Raw genomic sequence first — 16,663 nt, forward strand, 5'->3', positions numbered from 1 at the left:
GCCTTGAGCGTCCTTGAAGATACCAAGATCCTGCTGGGGGAGCTGATCAGCTTTCCTACTGTGTCGTCAGACAGCAATCTTGACATGATCAAACACCTCGCGGATCGGCTATCCGCCTGTGGGGTTGAGGTTGAGATATGGCATAACGAGACGGGTACCAAAGCCAATCTTTTTGCCACGCTGGGACCAAAGCGCGATGGCGGCATCGTGCTGTCGGGACATTCCGATGTTGTGCCAGTTACTGATCAGGACTGGTCCTCTGACCCGTTCGAGATGGAGGAGCGCGACGGCAAGTGGTACGGGCGCGGCACCTGCGATATGAAAGGTTTTATCGCTGCTGCCGTGGCCATGGCCCCACATTACGCGCAGCTTGATCTGCAGCGCCCGGTGCATTTCGCTTTTACCTATGACGAGGAAGTCGGCTGCTTCGGTGCCCGTGCGCTGGCCGACACGCTGCGCGAGAAGGACATCAATCCCGCCGTGGCGATCATCGGTGAGCCCACCTCAATGCGGATCATCGAAGGGCACAAGGGCTGTTATGAATACACCACTCATTTCATCGGGCTTGAGGGGCATGGCTCTGGCCCCGACCGCGGTGTGAATGCGGTGGAATATGCGGTGCGCTATGTCTCGAGGCTGCTGGAATTGAAGATGGATTTGCAACAGCGGGCACCGGCCAATTCGCGGTTCGAGCCGCCCTGGACCACGATAAACACCGGCGCGCTGGTGGGGGGAGTTGCCCATAACGTGATCCCCGGCAAGGCGCGTGTGGAATGGGAAATGAGGCCCGTGCAGAAGAGCGATGCGGATTACGTCAAGGACGAGCTGCACAAGTTCTGCGCCAACACACTGATCCCGGCCATGCAGGCCGTCCATCCCGATGCAGCTATCGAGACCGAGGTGATCGGCGAGGTCGACGGACTGGAACCTATGGATGACAACAAGGCCCGAGATCTGGTGATGGAACTGACCGGTGCCAACGGAACCGATGTGGCGCCTTTCGGCACCGAGGCGGGCATTTTCCAGGATTTGGGCATGAGTGTTGTTGTCTGCGGCCCTGGCTCAATCGAGCAGGCACATAAACCGGATGAATACGTCTCCGAAGATCAGATGGCCCAGTGCCTCGACATGCTCGGACGGCTGTCCGCGAAACTAATTTAGCCGATGACCTCGTCGCGCGCGACCTCAATGTGCGGGACGGGCGTGCCGGTTCTGTCTGTGCTGATCTGGGCGGGCGGTTAAAGCTTTGCCGAGCTGGATTTGCATTATATCGAACCGTTGACCGTGCTGGCGATACGCTCTGGCCTGGTTGATCCTGAAAGAGCCCGTCACCTGGCACATCGCCTTCGGCTTTGTTCTCTGTCTCGCAGGGGTCTGTATTGTGCGGCAATCCAAGGTCTGACATTGTGAAAATTCCCAAACCAATCAACTCCGATTTCAAGGCGCGCGACCGGTTCGAGCGCATGCACCATGAAATCCGCAACCGGATTTGCCTGCTGGACTAGGCCCCTTGAACGCGCCGGACGGAAACGGAGCTAGCCGAAGAGTTCGACGTATCCCGCACGCCACTCAGGCGCGTACGGGTGCGCCTTGAAGGCGAGGGGTTACTGATATCGGTGCAAGGGGTCGGCACCTTCGTAACCGATTCCGAGATCGATGAGTTGGAACGGACCTATCGACTACGTATGGAACTTGCGGAACTGACTAGCATTCTTTCACCACGAGTGCCCGACACTGCTTTCATGGTAGAATTCCGGGCCATGTCTGTCAGATCAAAGGCTTTGAAAGACGCGCCCGAGCCTCGCGCATTTGCACAGCTCAAACTGGACTTCTTCCTTACGCTTCTGAAACTCGCCAACACCGAACCATTGCGCGAGATTGACGACACGCAAGCCGCAGCACTGATACAGCGGGCTCACATCTCGATCAGCTACACTCGCATGCGACAGGGGCAATTGCTATGAAGTACGGCGATCCTTTTGTGGTGTGGTCGCGTTTAATTCCGACGCTTCAAGAAATACGGATGCTCGGATTTCAAGCGGTTTGAGTGGCCGCATTCCAGACGTCACATGCCTTGAGGCGGTGATATCGGATTGTTACGGCTGAACGGCGACGCGCAGGGAACCAGAAGCAACTCTGAATGGCTGAATGGGTGGAAACAAGCCTCTGCAAACCTCCTGTAGACCGATGGCCCTGCATCGTCCGTTCCCGCTTTCGGAAGGAAAGATGGCTGTTTTCAACCCGGTTACTGGGGCCTTCGTGCGACCGATGATCCAGACCCGAGGCGATTTCCCGCTGACCAACTGCATCTGTGTAGATGCCCGCAGGCTCGAATTGAAGCGAACATAGAGCCACACCATGTGCGCGATGATCTGAGGAGGAAACCAGTGACGCGTGAAGCTGACGGATGATGAATTTATCGATGCCACCGACGACCAGATTTAAACAGAAGCATCCCAACGACGCTTTCCTGGAATTGAACCGGTCTGGTATGACAGACGAAGACGTCGCGGCGGCGACAGGATCGAAGTGGCACGTATGATCTGCAAGGACCTGCTCATACCCGGACTCTGTCCTTTCAAGCAATTCGCTGAGCTGGCCAACTAACCCAGGAAACAAAGCTGAGAACGTTTGGCTTGCTCAAAACTATGCAACAAGGCCCTTAAATTCAGCTGCTTAAAGGCGGTTCAAGACACTAAATTGCGATTTCCCTGCCTTCGACAAGCAAAGCCTAGTCGCCGATATAGGTCCAACGATACCCGGGCGGCGTTGGACCTTTGTTGCGTCCGCCTTCCTGACACTGTTCCCACGCATGGGCCAGAATACCAACCGAACGCGACAGGCAGAACAACCCTCGTGCAAGGGGTGGTGCAAACCCAAGCTCTGCATAGATAACCGCAGTTGCACCGTCGATATTCATCGGGATCGGGCGGGCTTTGCGCTTTGAAAGAGCGGTCTCAACGTCCTGTGCAATGCGCAGATAGTTACCTTCGCAGGCTCCGTTTCCAACAGCCTCGCGTACCAACTCCATCAGGCGCGGCGCGCGCGGATCGGTCGGCGTGTGGAACCTGTGCCCAAAGCCAGGGATGATTTTGCCACGCTGCTCAATCCAGTTATCCAACGCTGCGTCGATGCCATCCGCGTGCGCCTGGATGTGGTGGTACAATTCAACGGCCTGTTCGCCTGCCCCGCCATGCACATCGCCAAGCATGTTCACAGCACTGGCCATGGCGTTGTTAAGAGGCAGCCCACAGGTGACAGCCATTCGCGCGGCGGCAATGGAAGGAGCTTGGGGGCCGTGATCAACTGCCGATACCAAAGCCGCCTCGAACAACCGGGCTTGTGCCGATGTGGGACGGTCGCCGCGCACCATCAACCAGATCATTTCTGGAAAAGTCACATTTCCGATCAGGTCTTGAATCGGGTGGCCACGCAGGTGGATCTTACCTGGCTCCATGTCGATGATGGCAGTACGCCACCAGTCGGAAACGTCGCTCATAGTATACCCTCATCTTCAAGTGTTTTGATCTCGCGCTCGGTCAGTCCGAGCTCGGCCCAGATCGCGTTGTTGTCGGCCCCCAGTTCAGGCGGCGGCGTTTGCGGCATGGGCCGGAACCCATTGGCCACAACCGGGCTGCCTGTCAGGCATAATTCCTCACCCGCCACTTGCAAGGCACCAACCAATCCACGACCCGCCAGTTGTTCATCCGCCAAAGCATCCGCCACGCTGAGCACCGGGCCGGCGGGTACGCTGATGGCATTCAACTCTGGCACCCACTCAGCAGCAGGACGGGTGCGCAGGACATCTTCCAACTCGGCCCGCAGGCGGTGCCGGTTACGCTTGCGGTCTTCGCGCGTTGTGTAGTCAGGGTGCGACAGCAAATCGTCGCGCCCCAAATATCGCGCCAATGCCTGCCATTGTTCATCCCGATTGGCGGCGATGTTGATGGGGTTGTCTGCGGTGGCAAAAGTGCCAGAGGGGGCCGAAGTGGTGTTTTCATTGCCATGGGCAGCCGGAATTACGCCCCCGATCAGGAAGTTCGAAACCACCCAGCCCATCGTGGAGATCACCGCCTCGGTCATTGAGATATCCAGGAAAGTGCCACGCGGCTTAGCGTTAAGGGCTGAAGCAATGGCAAAGGCCGCTGTCAGCCCACCCACCGTGTCCGCTAGAGGGTAACCAACACGGTTCGGTGCAGTGTCAGCCGTACCGGTAATTGACATCACTCCGCTGATACCCTGCACGATCTGGTCATAGGCCGGGTCGTTCTTGCGTGGTCCGTGCTGCCCGAAACCGCTAATGGCGGCGTAGATCAGGTTGGGGTTCTCGGCGCGTAGCACTTCGTATTCCAATCCAAGCCGCTCCATCACGCCGGGGCGAAAGTTTTCGACCAGCACGTCGGCGGTTTTCAGCAATTGTTTGAACAGCACCTTGCCGCGGTCAGACTTCATGTCCAGCGTAACGGATTTCTTACCGGCGTTCTGTGCGAGAAAGCTGATCCCCATCCCGGCCTTGTTGCGCATTGGGTCTGCGCCCAGCACCCGCGCCAGATCGCCGGTGCCAGGCCGTTCAACTTTGATGACCTCGGCGCCCATAAGAGCCAGATGATAACAGCAATATGGGCCAGCCAGCACATTGGTCAGGTCTAAAATCCGCGTACCACGCAATGGTTGGGTCATCTTTCCCCTCCGTCAAAGGGCTGACAAACAAGTGGCGCGTCTCCGGTTTTGGTATCAATCGCCTTCGGCAACGCCCTCCTTGCGGGCTTTGGCGCGGCGCGCGCGATAGCTGGGAATGACAACCAGCAGCACCGCGATCACCAGCAGACCCAGGGTCATCGGGCGGTTGAAGATGAACCCGATCCCGTCATAGAGCTGCATGGAGCGTGCAAAGTTGTCTTCCAGCATTCCGCCAAGGATAAATCCGATCAACAAGGGTGCCAGAGGGTAATCCGCGAATTTCAGAACCGTGGCACCGATCCCCATGCCCACCAGTATGAGCAGCTCGGTCGCGTTGTTCTGGCCGATATAGCTCCCCATCAGGGTGAAGAACAGGATGAATGGGATCAGGTAGTTGCGCGGGATGGCCAGGACTTTGGCGATGTAGGGGATCAACGGCAGGTTCAGGATCAACAGCACGAGGTTCCCGATATACATTGAGATGATCACAGCCCAGAAGATTTGAGGGTTATCGATCATCAGGCGCGGGCCCGGTGTGACATTCAGAGCGATCAACGCACCCAAAAGGATCGCCGTGGTGCCAGAACCAGGGATGCCCAGCGTCAGCAGCGGCACGAACGAGCCGGTACAGGCGGCGTTATTGGCAGTTTCCGGCGCGGCCAGCCCTTTGATAGAACCCTTGCCAAATTCTTCCTGCTCTTCCTTGCTGGCGATGTTGCGCTCAACTGCGTAGCCCAGGAACGAGGCAATTGTGGCACCTGCGCCCGGCAGTACCCCGATGAAAAAGCCCTGAACCGACTGGCGCCCGATGACAGGGGCAATCTTGCGGCCCTCTTCGCGGCTGATACGCAGGTTTTCGATTTTGCCACTGGAGCCTTGCGCGCTTCGAGCGGGGTTTAGGACCAGAAAAAGTGCCTCGGGAAGCGCGAACATGGCCATCGCCAACGTGATAAAGCTCAAACCGGACTGCAAGTCCATCAGCCCCATTGTGAAGCGCGGCATGTTGAACAGCGCGCCTTCGCCTACCGTGGCCATGATCAGCCCCACAAGGGTCATCAATACTGCCTTGGCCACGTTTCCAGTTCCGGCGAATGCGGCGATGGCCGATAGGCCCACGACCATAAGCGCGAAATATTCGGCCGAATGGAACAGCAACGCCACGGTCGACAGCATCGGCGCAAAGACCATCAACAGCAGCGCCCCGATCGAGCCGCCTGCAAAAGACGCGATCGCGGCGATGGTCAGGGCCTTTCCAGCCTGCCCTTTTCGGGCCATCGGATAGCCGTCAAAGCTGGAAGCTACCGTACCTGCAACGCCGGGGGCATTGAGAAGGATCGACGAGGTCGATCCACCGAAGATGGCGCCATAGTAAACTCCGGCCAATAGGATTATTGCGGCAGAGGGATCACCGATTGTAATCGCGACAGGGATCATGATCGCGATGATCGACATCGGACCGAGACCCGGCAGCATGCCGATGAATGTGCCGATCAGACAACCGGCGACCACCATAAGCAGGTTTTGAATAGAAAATGCGGCGCTCAGACCGATCAGGAGTCCTTCAATCATCTTTCAACTCCTTACAGGAAAAACGGCCACGGGCGCAGGAAGATACCCAGCACTTCGTCAACCAGATACCAGACAACGAAACTGGCGAAAGCGGCGACGGGCAACAAGACGATTAACTTGCGCTCACCCAGGGTGACAGACCCGAGCACAAGGAACAGGAAAGTCGCACTCAGGAACCCTGCTGGACGTAAAACCAGTGCATAACCCACCATCAGCGCCAGAAGTCCCAAAGCCTGCGATAGGTGATAATCACCCAGACGGCGATAATCAATGTCCGGTTCCTTGCCGTCATCCTCGGACTTTTCCAGCCCCAGAAGGATGAACAGACACGTGATGATGGTAAGGACAGCCAGAACCTTGGGGAAGGTGCTTGGCCAGATCGGATTGCGCTGCATAAACGGTGGCAAAAGCGCGTCCATGGTGAAAAATGCAGCGTAGCCATAGGCCATGGCCGCGCACAAAATGACGAATGCGACCCAGCGGTCCAGTGCCATCTTTCCCCTCCCTCGGATAAGAAACAACCGGCCCCGTGATGGGCCGGCTGCGTTGCGTGACTAGGTTTTAGAGAAAGCCCAGTTTCTTCATCAGGTCGCCGATGACCTGTTCCTGACCTTCCAGGAATGTTTGAAAGTCGTCACCCGAATTGTGGATATTGACCCAACCGTTGCGGGCACGAACGGCTTCCCATTCGGGAGTGTCATACATTTTGGCGATGACCTCCTGATAAGCGGCCAGCTTTTCCGCGGGCAGGCCCGGGGCGGCAAAGAACCCACGCCAGTTGACGAAAGTTGTGTCGATGCCCTGTTCTTTCATGGTCGGGGCGTCGGCATAGGCATCCACGCGCTCGTCCGAGGTCACACCAATGATCTTGACTTCACCAGCTTCTGCCAGTGCCACGGCTTCGGAAAATCCGGTGGACAGGGCCTTGATCTCGCCCGAAAGCAGCGCGGCCATCGCTTTGCCGCCCGCATCGTAGGGGATGTATTTCAGGGCCAGCGCATCCTTCCCGGCGGCTTCCATCGTCATGGCGGCCACGAGGTGATCCATACCACCCGGAACCGAACCACCACCAATTGCTGTACCCGAAGGGTCGGCGTCAAAGGCCGCAAGCAGATCGCTCATCGAATTGATCGGGCTGTCCTTGTTTACAACGATTGCGGCGTAGTCGCCGATGGTGCCCGAAACCAGTGTCAGGTCACGGAAGTTGTGCGGAAACACACCTGTCAACGAGCGGATCACGATAGGGGTCGAGTTGACCATCAGCGTGCCATGCTGGCTGTCTGCGTTCTCGATGAGATAGCCGATGGCCTTGCCGCCACCTCCGCCCGACATGTTTTCGTAAGAAGCGGTGCCGACCAGACCAGCGCCGGTCAGCGCTTCGCCTGTTCCACGGGCCGTTCCGTCCCAGCCGCCGCCAGCGCCGCCGGGGATCAGAAAGTGGATGCTGTCGACCACCGGTTCGGCCGCCGCTGGCCCGGTGATGGCAAAGGCCGCTGCGGCAGCAAGAATGGCACGACGGCCTAATGAGAATGTCATGTGTTAGTCCTCCCATTTGACATTGGCGGCTCATACCGCTCATGACTCAGAAAGCTGACGGGCGAAGCTGACACAAAGCTGACACGGGTCAAAAAAGTGGCAAATGGAGTAAAAAGGGAGCAATGAGGTTCTTATTGATCGAAGACAACGTACAACTGGCAGGGGCGGTGGTTGACCGGCTTGTGCTTGACGGTCACGTCGTCGATCATGCCGCCGATCTGGAAACAGCGAATGATTTTGTTGCGACAACCGGTTACGATCTGATTTTACTGGATATTATGCTTCCCGATGGGGATGGCCGCGGTTTTCTGTCGCGGCATCGAAAGCAAGAATCCCAAACCCCGGTGATCGTGTTGACGGCGCGGTCCGAAGTCGCAGACCGGGTCGGTCTTTTGGACCTTGGCGCCGACGATTACATGGTCAAGCCAATTGATTTTTCCGAGTTAGAGGCCCGTTGCAGAGCCGTGCTCCGACGCCGCGGTGGCGCAGCACGGAACCTGTTGCCATTAGGCGACCTGCAATTCGATTCGCTTTCGGGTACACTGAAATTCCCCGATGAGGATGTGCAGTTGCGCACCCGAGAGTTGCGTCTTTTCGAAGTGCTCGCAAACGCGCCCGGGCAGGTGTTTTCGAAAGCGTCCTTGGTTGACCGGCTGTTTTCGTATGACGAAGAGGTCTCGGAAAACGCGATTGAAGTCTATGTTGGTCGGCTCAGACGGCACTTGCAAAAATCGAACGTAAGGATCACCACGATCCGCGGGCTCGGGTACAAGCTGGAAACCGAATGAGCACGCCGGTTGCCCATGGCTCCATTCGCCGCAGGCTCTTGCTGTCTTTGTTGGTCAGCGCAGCGGTATTGGCTGTGGTGGTGTATTTCATGGTGCAATCCGTGGCGCGGCAGGTCGCACAGGAAAGCCAGGACAATGTGCTTGCCGCGTCGGCGCTTTCGATCCTTGACAGCGCCCGCTTTAGCGGCGGGCAGATAAATGTCGACCTTCCCTATTCTGCGCTGTCGATGCTTGACAGCATCTCGGATGAACGCGTTTTCTATGCCATTCAACTGGGAGATGAATTCCTGAGCGGTTACCAGAACTTACCCAGCCCAGAAAGCACGCCTGGCGGGGGGCCAGCGTTTCTGTCGGCTGAGTTCCTCGGCGAAGAAGTCCGGATTGCCTCGGTCCAGCGTCGCGTGTCGACCGACATTGGTCAGAGCTTTCTTCAAGTATCGGTCGCGCAAACGCTGTCAGGACAAAAACAAGCACTGGCCAGGATTTCGAGAACATCCATGGGGATAGGAGCAGGGTTCTTTGCAATCTCTGTCCTGTTGGCCACCATAGTCGCCCGAAGCACGATCCGCCCGCTGGACCGGTTGACAGCTTCGGTTTCGCGTAGGGGTCCCAAGGACTTGCGCCCCGTCGCCGCGCCGGTCCCGACCGAGATGGTTCCATTGGTCACCTCGCTGAATTCCTTGATGCGCCGATTGCAGCATTCCCTTATGCGGTCCGAGGATTTCATAGCCGAAGCGGCCCATCGCGTCCGTACCCCGCTGGCGGTTGTGCGGACCAAAGCCGAAATTGTTCAGCGTAAATCGGATGACCCCGAAACCCGCGCTGCGCTCAAAGAGATGATCCACGCAATCGACGACAGTTCGCGAACTGCAGGTCAGCTTTTGGACCATGCAATGGTGACCTTCCGTCTGGATCACTTGCTGCGCGAGGAAGTCAGCCTGCTGCGCATGGTTCATGACACCGTTGAACGCCTGCGCCCTGTGTCCGACCTGAAGGACATCGACATCGACGCGACAGGCACTGAGGACATCATAATCGACGGAGACCCGATCCTACTGCAAAACGCGCTTCATAACCTTCTCGATAACGCGGTGAAATATGCGCCTTCGGGGGCGCAAATTACAGTCAGCCTCACCCAACGGGAAGGGGCCGCCAGTATTTCCATTACCGATACGGGGCTCGGTTTTCCCGAAGCGGAGCTGGATCACCTCACTGAACGTTTCTCGCGTGGCGCAAACGCGCAGAATATCGTTGGGTCCGGGCTTGGCCTGACTATCGTGAAAGAGGTTGTCGAAGCTCATGGCGGCAAAATGCAGATCGGCAACAACACCGGAGGCGGCGCATGCGTCAGTTTGCTCTTTACATTGTCCTGATCTTCACAGCCGGATGGGCCACTGCCTTCGAGACCGAAGACTTCGCGCGCTTCGGCCCAAGCGATAGCCAAACGGTGCTCAAAATCGTCTCTACCGCCGATATCCGGTTTTTCGAGCCTATGATCGCATCTTTCCTCGCGGCGCAGCCGGGAACTGCCATCGACTATACCGTCGTCAGCTCGACCGAGTTGCAAAAGGCAATTGTCGAAGAAGGCGCGGCGTTCGACATCGCAATCTCCAGCGCAATGGATCTGCAGACGAAGCTGGCCAATGATGGCTGGGTTCAACGATACGAGATCAGATCAATCGATGCACTTCCGGATTGGGCCGTCTGGAACGACATGCTGTTTGCCTTCACCCAGGAACCAGCTGCGATCGTGGTTTCCAAATCTGGGCTGGGGAATCTGCCCATTCCACGCGACCGCCATGATCTCATCAACCTGCTGAGGCAACATCCAGACGTTTTCCGCGGCCGGGTCGGCACCTATGACGTGCGGCAGTCCGGCCTAGGCTATTTATTTGCGACCCAGGACACCCGTGCGTCTGAGACGTACTGGCGCCTGACCGAGGTGATGGGCGCGCTCGAGGCGCAGTTATATTGCTGTTCTTCTGATATGATCGAAGCGGTGAAGACCGGCGAATTGCTTATCGCCTACAATGTTCTGGCAAGCTATGCGTTCAACCGCGAAGACCGCGATGATTTCGCGATCATTCTGCCCTCTGATTTCACCACTGTCATGCTGCGAACAGCAATGATCCCGCGCAACAGCCAGTCCTCTGAATTGGCAGGCCTGTTCGTGGATCACTTGATGATACGATCGCACGGCAGTGAGTTTAAGCTTTTGACCCACCCGGCGCTCAACCTGAACCAGATCGAAGTTGCCCTTAACCGCATCCGAATTGGCCCCGGCCTTTTGGTTTACTTAGATCAACTCAAGAAACGTGCATTTCTGTCAGAGTGGGAAAATGCCATTGTGCAAAATTAGCAGCAATGTGTTTCGGCGGCTCTGTTGCAGATGCCGGACTTGCAAAGATCGAAAAGGCGCTCCCTGCGGGTAAGGTGAAGGACCTTCGCACGTTTCGGAGAGGACTACGAAGAAAACGGTTTGTATTCTGGTTGGTGCCGGTTGCCAATTTGCGCCAGCTAGAGCTTTCATGGTGGCGCAGGTATGACTTTTTCTCGCTGCAGTACCAGCAACATGTCGATGATCGTTGACGGGGCGACATCAATAGAGCCGCTTAGCAAAACGCCGAGGCCACCATCTCCGATTTCTCGCGGACCTCCCTTTTCATAGATGGGATCGAGAGAGGCAAGTTCTGCGGGCAATTCCGGGCAAAGAGGTGTTTCACTCAAGACGAGATCTATCGCCGCGAGAAGAAAGTTTTTCACTTCGGACAAAGTATTCTCCTGCAACAACCTGTCTTTGGTTGACTCCGGACCGCTCAAGGTCAGATCGGGTAACTTCAAGTAGGCACAGTTGTCGCGCAATTCGACAGACACAACGGTGGATAATTGCGCCGAGAAGCTTCCCAACTCATCGCCGCGCCTAAAATCCTGCCTGCTTATGCGGCCGCAGTCGAAACGCGTTATCCCCAAAAGGCTGTCAAGCGAGATGGTGTCCTCATCAGCAAGGATAGAGAGGTCATTAAGCGTCACTTGCATTCCACAGCCGTCGACAAGCGCATTATCCGCCAACCGCTCAGGGATGATCTTTTGCACTTCCCTCAGATCCAGCAGCGCATCTACCCCGACGCGGGTAGGTGCCGTGGCGCTCAGACCCAAGTTGAGTTTGTAAGGCAGTTCCAGATCACCCGCCTCAAGAATTTCATCGAAAACGAAGTCAACCTGTTGTGCTCCGGACGTGCGTGCAGCAAGACAACAAATCGTCAGACTTATCACAAAAACCCAGAGTTTCATTCCGCAAACTCCAACACTCCACGTTCCTGCAAACCGGCAAGCAGCTTTACAAGAGTTTCTGCACTTACATCGACTGAGCCAACTATGGCGCCTCCCATTCCACCGGGCTCAATTTCGCGCGTCCCGCCGCTTTCATAATTAGGATCAAGCACCGAGAAGCTTTCAGGCAATGGGGGGCATATGGGGTTCGCAGCCAGTACCTCCCCGGCTTTTTCAAGGACGGCAGTTTTGATACGGTTTGTAATGCCAAAGATGTTGGCGGCACCTCCGATGAGCCCACGAGGATCGAGATCGAGTCCATCAAGTGTGAAATACAGGCATTGGTCTCTTACTTCTGCCTTGCCAACAGCCACCACATCTACGGTTACTCCAAAATATCTTAGCCCCGGTTCTTCATTGCGGTTACATCTTGAAAACTGCGCGCGTGTCGCCCCTTCGACCCGCACATTGTCACCTTGGGCAGCAATGTCACTTACCTCCAAGTATATCTGACGGTTGCAGCTTTCTTCCAGTGGCCCTGTCAGGATGTCCGGTGCCTTCAATTGCAAATCGCGAAGGTCCACAAGTGCCCTAAGGCGCAGCCGTGTTGGACCAGCTTCCTGAAGTCCGGCATAAACAGGGATCGAAACAGGGGTGTCGCGAAGAGAGATGCTTGAATCCAATTTGACCTGTATGCGGCCAGCGTAGGTGCTCGAATCTACCGCGGCGACTTGCGTAGCCGAAGCATCTGCAGCTTCACTATGTCCTAAAGCCCCTGCTTTGCTTGCTCGATCCTGAGCATTGCCGCCGCATCCGGGCATAACGGCAAAAAGAGTGCCAAGTAAGATCGCGTGAATCTTTAAACCGGATGTCATGCGACGTCTCCATATTCTCAGACTAGAAATGGCAGTATGGCCCTACTTTTCAGAATGCGTCAGACCTGACGGAGGTTACCGCAACGCATTAAGATGGCAATCACGAAAATGAATATGTTGATGGTGCAATTTCTGTCAGAGCGGGAAAACGCCATAGTGCAGTATTGGCAGCGATACGCTGAGGCTGGACTGACTGCGCCAAGATCAACGAATTTTTCGGTGAATCCGCAAGGGAATTTAGGCCTGCAGTGAGTATCGGTTTTTTGTCGAAAACCACTTGGTATAGCGTGGAAATCGCGGGTCTTTTGTAAAAAGACGACGCTCAAATTCCTTGGATGCCGGCATGCAAACGGTACTGAAAAATGAGGTGACGTTGTATCCTGCGGTTGCCTGTGATGTTCCCGCGGTCGAGACACACTCAAGCTCCTTGTCCAAAAACATGCCGAACCATTCGGGCCATTGATTTTCTTGACGCGCGCAAAGATTATGTAAAAGTACGAAAAGAGCAAGATAGCCATGATCGGCAGGCAGATTGGTATGACCAAGATAAAGAATATGGAAGAATTCGCAGCCCTCAGCGGTATATCGCGACCCACGGTGTCTAAATACTTCCAGGATCCCGACAGCGTCCGCCCAACGACAAAAGCCCGCATAGAAGAAGCTCTTGAACGGTTTGATTACCGTCCGAACATCTATGCTGTGAACCAGAACCGGAAACTGACCAAGAATATCGGCATCGTGGTTCCCTATCTGGCCGATCCGTTCTTTGCCGAAATTGCGCGCTATCTGGAGCAGAGCTGTATTGCTGCTGGGTATCGCCCATCCTTGTTCAGCTCTCATGGCGAACAAAAGCTGGAAAGTGAAATATTGGATGGTTTGCAATCTATGAAGCCCGCAGGGGTTCTTTTGGCCCCATTAGGCCGGATTTCGGACCGCTCAGCGATAGAAAAATTCTGTGCCAATGTTCCCACTGTCTTGTTTGACAGCAACATTGAGGGTCTGGGGGCTGCATTCATCGGATCCGACAATTTCAGCTTTGTGTCGCAGACCGTGGAATACATGACCCGGACGGGCGAGCCCCCATCATTCTTTGAAATGCGTACGCCTGCGAACCCGAACGCCAACAAACGCAGGAAGGCCTATGTTGAAGTGATGGAGCGCCTGGGGTTTGAGCCACACATCATCAAGGTAGACGGCAAAGGTTGGGCGTTTGAAGAGATCGGGCACAAGGGTGCGCTGAAAGTATTGGAGGAGCGTGCTCTGAGAACGGATTCCGTTTTGTGCAGCAATGACCGGCTTGCCATTGGCTTTCTTGCTGCCTGTTTCGAACAAGGGATTCGGGTCGGTCGGAAAGAAGATTGTACGCTGCGCGTCGCCTCGAATGACGATCATCCGTTCGCAAAATTTACATGCCCTTCGTTGACGACGGCTGCGCATGACTATGACAACGTCGCCGGGCGAAGTGTCGAAACCCTATTTGAACTTATTGAAAATGGTGGGAAATTTGAGTCTCGAACCGAGACGCTGTTCCCAGCAAGGCTCGTTTTAAGGGACTCCGCATAACTCCTTTTTTTAACGCGCGTAAAGTTTTTATTGACTGCGCGATAATTTACACCCTAGGCTAACAGCACGACATCCAAGCTCAGGGAGGACAGGGATGTATCTGAAGCACGCACTTCGTGCGGCGACTGCAATGACTTTCGTCGCCACGGCAGCAGCCCACGCGCAATCCATCACCATCGCCACCGTAAACAACGGCGACATGATCCGGATGCAGGGCTATACCGACAAATTCACCGAAGCGACGGGTATCGATGTCGAGTGGGTGACACTTGAGGAAAACGTGCTGCGTCAGCGCGTAACCACCGACATCACGACCAAGGGTGGTCAGTTCGACATCATGACCATCGGCATGTACGAAACCCCGATCTGGGGCGCGAACGGCTGGCTTGTTCCGCTTGATGGCATGTCGGCTGAATATGACGTGGACGACATCCTGCCCGCGATGGCGGGTGGCCTTAGCCACGAGGGCACGCTGTATGCCGCGCCGTTCTACGGCGAAAGCTCGATGATCATGTATCGTACCGACCTGATGGAGGCAGCAGGTCTGGAAATGCCCGAGGCGCCGACCTGGCAATTCGTCCGCGAAGCCGCTGCGGCCATGACAGACCGCGACAATGACATCAACGGCATCTGCCTGCGCGGCAAGGCGGGCTGGGGTGAGGGCGGTGCCTTCATCACCGTGACCGGAAACTCCTTTGGCGCACGCTGGTTTGACGAAGATTGGAAACCCCAGTTCGATCAGCCCGAATGGAAAGAGGCGCTGACCTTCTTCGTAGATATGATGAGTGAATCCGGTCCGGCGGGCTATGCCACCAACGGTTTCAACGAAAACCTGTCGCTGTTTCAACAGGGCAAATGCGGTATGTGGATCGACGCGACCGTTGCGGCGTCATTTGTGACAAACCCCGACGATTCAACCGTGGCTGACAAGGTGGGCTTTGCCTTGGCGCCAAACTCGGAAGGCGTCGACAAGCGCGCCAACTGGCTTTGGGCCTGGGCACTGGCGATCCCAGCCGGTACGCAACAAGAGGATGCCGCGAAGCAGTTCATCGAATGGGCCACCTCGAAAGACTACATCGAACTGGTGGCCGAAAACGAAGGTTGGGCCAATGTGCCTCCGGGGGCGCGGACCTCGCTTTATGAGAACCCGAACTACAAGGAAGTCCCCTTCGCCAAGATGACGCTGGAATCAATCCTGATGGCTGATCCGCAGAACTGCTGCGCCCAGCCGACGCCTTATACCGGAATCCAGTTCGTCGCGATCCCCGAATTCGCAGGCATAGCCACACAGGTGAGCCAGGAATTCTCGGCGGTGTATGCCGGACAGCAAACGGTGGATGAAGCCCTTGCCAAAGCGCAGGCTTTCACCGCTGAAGAAATGGAAGCCGCAGGCTACTGAGGCATCCTCCCCGGCGGGCGGGCAGCGATCTGCCCCCCGCTCAACCCTTCCACAACTCGCGTTTTTCTCGCAGGCTGAGTTATGCCTGAACAGAGAGGGTTTGCGTCATGGCAACTCAACATTCCCGATCCGTTGCTCGCCTGATGATGGCACCCGCAGTGGTCCTGCTGCTTGGCTGGATGCTCGTGCCGCTGACGATGACGCTGTACTTTTCGTTCAAGAAATACCTGCCACTGCGCGGAGGTGATCTGGGCTGGGTCGGCTTCGACAACTACGTCCGGTTCGTTTCCTCAAGTTCCTTTTGGCCCGCAGTTCAGGCGACGCTGGTGATCGTTGGCGGGGTTCTGGTAATCACGGTCATTCTGGGCGTGCTGCTGGCAATGCTGCTGGATCAACCAATGTGGGGGCAAGGCGTTGTTCGCATCCTCGTGATCGCACCATTCTTCGTCATGCCCACCGTGTCTGCGCTGGTTTGGAAGAACATGTTCATGGACCCGGTCAACGGCCTGCTGGCCCATCTGTGGCGCCTTTTCGGGGCTGAGCCGATTTCATGGCTTTCTGAGGCGTCAATGACCTCGATCATCATGATCGTCTCGTGGCAGTGGCTGCCTTTCGCAACGTTAATCCTGCTGACCGCGATCCAATCGCTGGACAGTGAACAGCTGGAAGCCGCCGAAATGGACGGCGCGCCAGTCCTAAAGCGTTTCTACCACATCATCCTGCCGCATCTGAGCCGCGCGATTACCATTGTGATCCTGATCCAGACGATCTTCCTTTTGTCGATCTTCGCAGAGATCTTCGTGACCACCGGCGGCGCATTCGGCACCCGTACGCTCACCTACCTGATCTTCCAGCGCGTGCTGGAAAGCCAGAACGTTGGCCTCGGATCCGCAGGAGGTGTCTACGCAATCATCTTAGCCAATATTGTCGCCATCTTCCTGATGCGCATCGTCGGCAAGAACCTGGACGCGTGAGGAGGTAAG

General features: G+C 56.3%; 14 protein-coding genes and 1 pseudogene. 8 read left to right on the forward strand and 7 right to left on the reverse strand.

Going from position 1 to position 16,663, the window contains the following annotated elements; genetic code table 11:
- Nucleotides 1-3: 3 nt before the first annotated feature.
- Nucleotides 4-1,161 (forward strand): acetylornithine deacetylase, encoded by a 1,158-nt coding sequence (gene argE, locus AVO44_RS05570; RefSeq protein WP_068333740.1) that lies wholly within the window; start codon nt 4-6, stop codon nt 1,159-1,161.
- A 374-nt stretch (nt 1,162-1,535) separates the two neighbouring features.
- Nucleotides 1,536-1,964: pseudogene (locus AVO44_RS05575) on the forward strand (GntR family transcriptional regulator); the annotation flags it as partial.
- A 767-nt stretch (nt 1,965-2,731) separates the two neighbouring features.
- Here the strand turns inward: AVO44_RS05575 and AVO44_RS05580 are convergent.
- The 5 genes from AVO44_RS05580 to AVO44_RS05600 all read right to left on the reverse strand — a co-directional run bounded on the left by AVO44_RS05580 (nt 2,732) and on the right by AVO44_RS05600 (nt 7,785).
- A complete protein-coding gene (locus tag AVO44_RS05580) occupies nt 2,732-3,499 on the reverse strand; it encodes a citryl-CoA lyase (protein WP_068333745.1) in 768 nt (255 codons plus the stop codon).
- On the reverse strand, nt 3,496-4,680 hold the full coding sequence (locus AVO44_RS05585; RefSeq protein ID WP_068333748.1) for a CaiB/BaiF CoA transferase family protein: 1,185 nt from the start codon (nt 4,678-4,680) through the stop codon (nt 3,496-3,498). Before AVO44_RS05585 ends, AVO44_RS05580 begins: the two co-directional genes overlap by 4 nt.
- Nucleotides 4,681-4,734: 54 nt before the next feature.
- On the reverse strand, nt 4,735-6,249 hold the full coding sequence (locus tag AVO44_RS05590) for a tripartite tricarboxylate transporter permease (protein ID WP_068333751.1): 1,515 nt from the start codon (nt 6,247-6,249) through the stop codon (nt 4,735-4,737).
- Between the two features lie 11 nt (nt 6,250-6,260).
- On the reverse strand, nt 6,261-6,743 hold the full coding sequence (locus AVO44_RS05595; RefSeq protein WP_068333754.1) for a tripartite tricarboxylate transporter TctB family protein: 483 nt from the start codon (nt 6,741-6,743) through the stop codon (nt 6,261-6,263).
- 67 nt (nt 6,744-6,810) lie between these two features.
- The gene (locus tag AVO44_RS05600; protein WP_068333757.1) at nt 6,811-7,785 is read right to left on the reverse strand and encodes a tripartite tricarboxylate transporter substrate binding protein; all 975 of its coding nucleotides are present in this window, start codon (nt 7,783-7,785) and stop codon (nt 6,811-6,813) included.
- Nucleotides 7,786-7,907: 122 nt separating this feature from the next.
- Here AVO44_RS05600 and AVO44_RS05605 point away from each other — a divergent pair, with 122 nt between their 5' ends.
- From AVO44_RS05605 to AVO44_RS05615, 3 genes are read left to right on the forward strand one after another with little or no spacing between them, the layout of a single operon-like run.
- Entirely contained in the window at nt 7,908-8,573 is a 666-nt protein-coding gene (locus AVO44_RS05605) for a response regulator transcription factor (RefSeq protein WP_068333759.1), read from the forward strand.
- Nucleotides 8,570-9,946 carry a sensor histidine kinase gene (locus AVO44_RS05610; protein ID WP_068333763.1) on the forward strand — a complete coding sequence of 459 codons (1,377 nt, stop codon included), beginning with the start codon at nt 8,570-8,572 and terminating at the stop codon, nt 9,944-9,946. The genes AVO44_RS05605 and AVO44_RS05610 overlap by 4 nt, the downstream gene beginning before the upstream one ends.
- Nucleotides 9,916-10,932, forward strand: a complete 1,017-nt coding sequence (locus AVO44_RS05615) for an ABC transporter substrate-binding protein (protein WP_068333765.1) — start codon at nt 9,916-9,918, stop codon at nt 10,930-10,932. The genes AVO44_RS05610 and AVO44_RS05615 overlap by 31 nt, the downstream gene beginning before the upstream one ends.
- A 167-nt stretch (nt 10,933-11,099) precedes the next feature.
- Here the strand turns inward: AVO44_RS05615 and AVO44_RS05620 are convergent, their stop codons facing one another.
- Together AVO44_RS05620 and AVO44_RS05625 are read right to left on the reverse strand one after the other, a co-directional pair.
- Nucleotides 11,100-11,864, reverse strand: coding sequence for a hypothetical protein (locus AVO44_RS05620; protein WP_068333768.1), 765 nt, complete (start codon nt 11,862-11,864; stop codon nt 11,100-11,102).
- Nucleotides 11,861-12,718, reverse strand: coding sequence for a hypothetical protein (locus AVO44_RS05625; RefSeq protein WP_068333771.1), 858 nt, complete (start codon nt 12,716-12,718; stop codon nt 11,861-11,863). The genes AVO44_RS05620 and AVO44_RS05625 overlap by 4 nt, the downstream gene beginning before the upstream one ends.
- A gap of 537 nt (nt 12,719-13,255) precedes the next feature.
- Here AVO44_RS05625 and AVO44_RS05635 point away from each other — a divergent pair.
- The 3 genes from AVO44_RS05635 (at nt 13,256) to AVO44_RS05645 (ending at nt 16,654) form a co-directional block, all read left to right on the forward strand.
- Nucleotides 13,256-14,281: a LacI family DNA-binding transcriptional regulator gene (locus AVO44_RS05635; RefSeq protein ID WP_068334069.1), complete on the forward strand. Its 1,026-nt coding sequence runs from the start codon at nt 13,256-13,258 to the stop codon at nt 14,279-14,281.
- A 94-nt stretch (nt 14,282-14,375) separates the two neighbouring features.
- Complete coding sequence (locus AVO44_RS05640) at nt 14,376-15,680, forward strand: ABC transporter substrate-binding protein (RefSeq protein WP_068333777.1); 1,305 nt, start codon at nt 14,376-14,378, stop codon at nt 15,678-15,680.
- 107 nt (nt 15,681-15,787) lie between these two features.
- Nucleotides 15,788-16,654 carry a carbohydrate ABC transporter permease gene (locus tag AVO44_RS05645; protein WP_068333780.1) on the forward strand — a complete coding sequence of 289 codons (867 nt, stop codon included), beginning with the start codon at nt 15,788-15,790 and terminating at the stop codon, nt 16,652-16,654.
- Nucleotides 16,655-16,663 lie beyond the last annotated feature (9 nt).

The sequence above is a fragment of the Ruegeria profundi genome, from assembly GCF_001507545.1.
Classification (GTDB): Bacteria; Pseudomonadota; Alphaproteobacteria; order Rhodobacterales; family Rhodobacteraceae; genus Ruegeria; species Ruegeria profundi.

Bases quoted from the DNA above. Each gene is read 5' to 3' on its own strand.
- AVO44_RS05605 (WP_068333759.1), top strand. From the start codon at position 7,908: ATGAGGTTCTTATTGATCGAAGACAACGTACAACTGGCAGGGGCGGTG.
- AVO44_RS05635 (WP_068334069.1), top strand. From the start codon at position 13,256: ATGACCAAGATAAAGAATATGGAAGAATTCGCAGCCCTCAGCGGTATA.
- AVO44_RS05610 (WP_068333763.1), top strand. From the start codon at position 8,570: ATGAGCACGCCGGTTGCCCATGGCTCCATTCGCCGCAGGCTCTTGCTG.
- AVO44_RS05580 (WP_068333745.1), bottom strand. From the start codon at position 3,499: ATGAGCGACGTTTCCGACTGGTGGCGTACTGCCATCATCGACATGGAG.
- AVO44_RS05590 (WP_068333751.1), bottom strand. From the start codon at position 6,249: ATGATTGAAGGACTCCTGATCGGTCTGAGCGCCGCATTTTCTATTCAA.
- AVO44_RS05600 (WP_068333757.1), bottom strand. From the start codon at position 7,785: ATGACATTCTCATTAGGCCGTCGTGCCATTCTTGCTGCCGCAGCGGCC.
- AVO44_RS05595 (WP_068333754.1), bottom strand. From the start codon at position 6,743: ATGGCACTGGACCGCTGGGTCGCATTCGTCATTTTGTGCGCGGCCATG.
- AVO44_RS05585 (WP_068333748.1), bottom strand. From the start codon at position 4,680: ATGACCCAACCATTGCGTGGTACGCGGATTTTAGACCTGACCAATGTG.
- AVO44_RS05625 (WP_068333771.1), bottom strand. From the start codon at position 12,718: ATGACATCCGGTTTAAAGATTCACGCGATCTTACTTGGCACTCTTTTT.
- AVO44_RS05645 (WP_068333780.1), top strand. From the start codon at position 15,788: ATGGCAACTCAACATTCCCGATCCGTTGCTCGCCTGATGATGGCACCC.
- AVO44_RS05640 (WP_068333777.1), top strand. From the start codon at position 14,376: ATGTATCTGAAGCACGCACTTCGTGCGGCGACTGCAATGACTTTCGTC.
- AVO44_RS05615 (WP_068333765.1), top strand. From the start codon at position 9,916: ATGCGTCAGTTTGCTCTTTACATTGTCCTGATCTTCACAGCCGGATGG.
- AVO44_RS05620 (WP_068333768.1), bottom strand. From the start codon at position 11,864: ATGAAACTCTGGGTTTTTGTGATAAGTCTGACGATTTGTTGTCTTGCT.